At 70.2% G+C, this 3,292-nt stretch carries 2 protein-coding genes and 1 pseudogene; 2 read left to right on the forward strand and 1 reads right to left on the reverse strand.

All coding sequences use genetic code 11. From position 1 onward, the window contains the following. Positions 1-590: pseudogene (locus tag ACTIR_RS22110) on the forward strand (ferredoxin-NADP reductase); the annotation flags it as partial. A gap of 29 nt (positions 591-619) precedes the next feature. Here ACTIR_RS22110 and ACTIR_RS0106925 read toward each other — a convergent pair. Continuing rightward, positions 620-1,051 (reverse strand): cold-shock protein, encoded by a 432-nt coding sequence (locus ACTIR_RS0106925; RefSeq protein ID WP_026453714.1) that lies wholly within the window; start codon positions 1,049-1,051, stop codon positions 620-622. A 263-nt stretch (positions 1,052-1,314) separates the two neighbouring features. Between ACTIR_RS0106925 and ACTIR_RS0106930 the strand changes: the two genes are divergently transcribed. Further along, positions 1,315-3,162 carry a BCCT family transporter gene (locus ACTIR_RS0106930; RefSeq protein ID WP_026453715.1) on the forward strand — a complete coding sequence of 616 codons (1,848 nt, stop codon included), beginning with the start codon at positions 1,315-1,317 and terminating at the stop codon, positions 3,160-3,162. The last annotated feature ends 130 nt before the right edge of the window (positions 3,163-3,292 follow it).

Here is a 3,292-nt window from a genome sequence, read left to right on the forward strand (position 1 = left end):
CGTTCACCCGGCCGGAGCTGTTGGCGCTGACCGAGGACCCCGACCGCGACGTGGTCGTCGACGCCGGGGACCCTCGCACCGTCACCGCCCTCGACGACGCGGCCCCCACCGACAAGGCGGGCCTGCTGCGGTCCGTGCGCCGGGAGGTCGTCGACTGGTCCGCCCCGCCCGCCGCCGGGACGCGGCGCATCGTGTTCCGGTTCCACTCCGCACCCCGCCGGATCACCGGTCCGGACCGGGTGCGCGGGCTGTGGGTCACCGGTCCGGACGACGACGTGGAGATGTCGGTCGGCCGGGTCGTGCGCGCGGTCGGGCACCGGGGGACCGCGGTGCCGGGGCTGCCGTTCGACGAGGACTCCGGCACCGTCCCGAACACCGGCGGCCGGGTGGCGCGGCGGCCGGGGACCTACGTCGTCGGCTGGATCAAGCGCGGCCCGTCCGGCGGGATCGGGGCGAACCGGGAGTGTGCCCGCGAGACCGTCGGAGCACTGCTGGACGACGCGGCCGCGGGCCGGATCGGTGCCGCGAACCGACGGCCGTCGGGACTCACCGGACTGCTGAGCCGGCTGCGCGTCCGCGCGGGGGTCTGAGCGGGGACCGGCCGGGGTCGGTCAGTCGGTCAGTCGGTCACCCATCCGTGGTCGACGGCCGAACGGAGCAGGCGTCGGCGGATACTGACGATGTCCTCCGCCGTCGCCGTGGGCGCGGCGTCGAGCAGGAGTTCGGTGATCTCGTCGAGGTACTGCTTGCGTGTGACGGACGCGCCCTCGACCACGGTGCCGGGTCCGTCCGTGTCCTCCTCGTCCTCGTCGGACTCCTCGGCCGCATCGCCCCGGGGGGTCTCCTCCCGCTCCGCGAGGCGGATCCGGGAGGCCTTCAACCCCCGGTCGCCCTCCTCGATGTCGAAGCTGAGCCGCACCCCCGGGGTCACCAGGGCCTTGTCGAACAGCAGGTCGTTGACGTGGACGAACACGTCCTCGCCCCCGTTGTCGGGCGCGGCGAATCCGTACCCCTTGAACTCGTCGAACCGGACGACCTTCCCCGTGACCACGGATCCCACTCCCGCTACCTCGGCGGCACGCCCCTTGCGGCGGCCGTACTGACAGTCCCGCCGGACCCTACCCCGCACCGGCGCCTCCGCGCCGTGACGGTGAGCGCCGCTCCGCGCCGCCGTTCCCTCGTCCGGACTGTGTTCGGTCGCTGCTCGTGGTCGCGGCGGGTAATGTCAGCGCCAGACCCTACGGCCGCGGAGTGGCGGTTGACACACTTCCGGGTCGCGGATAGCTTTCCGTGGCTACACGGAGGGAGAGGACCATGCTGGAGAAGCTCCAACGTGCCCTGGGGTTGCGGACGAACCCCGCGATCTTCTTCAGCTCGGCGTTGCTCGCCCTGGTGTTCGTCCTCGGGTCCATCCTGTTCACCGAGGAGGTGGACACCGCGTTCGGCGACGCGGCGGAGGCCGTCAAGGCGAACCTGGGCTGGCTCTACATTCTGGGGGTCACGGCCTTCCTCATTTTCCTGCTCTGGATCGCGTTCAGCCGGTTCGGACACGTGCGGCTCGGCGGCAAGGACGACCGCCCCGAGTTCAGCAACGTCACGTGGTTCGGCATGCTGTTCGCGGCGGGCATCGGCACCATCCTGATGTTCTGGGGCGTCGCGGAGCCGATCAACCACTTCGCGAACCCGCCGTTGAGCGGGGTCAATGAGCAGGTCTCGGAACTCACCGAGGCCGACCTGAACTCCCGGCAGTTCGCCGAGCAACTGCGCGACGTCCCCGTCGCGAACGGATCGGCCGAACCGTTGAGCGAGGGGGCCGCCAACGAGGCCATCGGTTTCTCGCTCTACCACTTCGGTTTCCACACCTGGGCGATCTTCACGCTGCCCGCCCTGGCGTTCGCCTACTTCGCCTACCGGCGGGGCCTGCCGTTCCGGGTGAGTTCGATCTTCCACCCGATCCTCGGCGACCGGATCAACGGCCCCATCGGCAAGACCGTCGACGTCATCGCCGTCATCGGCACGCTGTTCGGGGTCGCGGTCTCCATCGGGCTGGGCACGCTGCAGATCAACAGCGGCCTGAACGGTCTGTTCGGGATCGACGTCAGCGGCACGGTGCAGATCGCCATCATCGCGGTCGTCACCACCATCGCGACCATCTCGGTGGTGCTGGGGCTGGACAAGGGCATCAAGTGGCTGTCCAACATCAACATCTGGATGGCCGTCGGCCTGCTGCTCTTCATCATCATCGCGGGATCGACGATCTTCCTGCTGCGGGGCGTGATCGAGAGCACCGGCACGTACCTGAGCATGTTGGTGCCGTTGTCGTTCTGGAACGACGCGCTCCCCGCGGGCGACTGGGGCTGGCAGGGCACCTGGACGGTGTTTTACTGGGCCTGGACGATCACCTGGGCGCCGTTCGTCGGCATCTTCGTGGCCCGCATCTCCAAGGGCCGCACGGTCCGGGAGTTCGTCCTCGGCGTGCTGGGCGCACCGGTGGCCTTCTCGGTGATCTGGTTCAGCGTCTTCGGCATGTCCTCGCTGAACATCGAGTTCAACGACCCCGGCTCGCTGATCGGCCCGGTGGTGCAGGAGGGTGACACGGCGGCGGCGCTGTTCGCCTTCCTGGACCACTTCCCGGCGACCGAGGTGCTGATGGCCTTCGCCGTGCTGATCGTGGTCATCTTCTTCACCACGTCCTCGGACTCGGCCTCACTCGTGGTGGACATGCTCACCTCGGGCAACACGGCGCACCCGCCGACGCGGCAGCGGGTGTTCTGGGCCGTGCTGGAGGGCGTCATCGCGGCCACCCTGATCGCGGCGACGGGTCAGGAGGCGTTGCAGGCCCTCCAACAGGTCATCACCGTGCTCGGACTGCCGTTCTTCCTGATCGGCTTCCTCACGATCTACTGTCTGATGAAGGCGATGAAGCGCGACATTCCCGAGGAGGAGCTGCTGCCGCCGCGGACCCGCGCGATGCTGGAGAAACGGGCGGCGGCCGTGGGGGCCGCGGGAACGGGGGTGGCCGCCGACGGCCACGCCGACGCGGGACCGGCCTCCGAGCCGGGGAGCACGGGGACCACGACACTGCGGTCGCCGGACCCGGTGGACCCGACGGTTCCGGACGAGTCCGGCCCGCAGGATCCCCGCCCGGAGTCACTGAACTGACAGCGCGTCGCTGACGGACCACCGGTGCCCGTCGCCCGAGCAGGGCGGCGGGCACCGGTGTGTCGGACACCGTCCCCGGGCACTGCCGGACACCGTCCGGCGCCGCCGGGCGCTGCCGGACGCGGCGGGC

This window comes from Saccharomonospora iraqiensis subsp. iraqiensis (assembly GCF_000430445.1).
GTDB lineage: Bacteria > Actinomycetota > Actinomycetes > Mycobacteriales > Pseudonocardiaceae > Saccharomonospora > Saccharomonospora iraqiensis.

Excerpts from the sequence above, each read along its gene's own strand:
- ACTIR_RS0106930 (WP_026453715.1), top strand. The coding sequence starts at position 1,315 with ATGCTGGAGAAGCTCCAACGTGCCCTGGGGTTGCGGACGAACCCCGCG.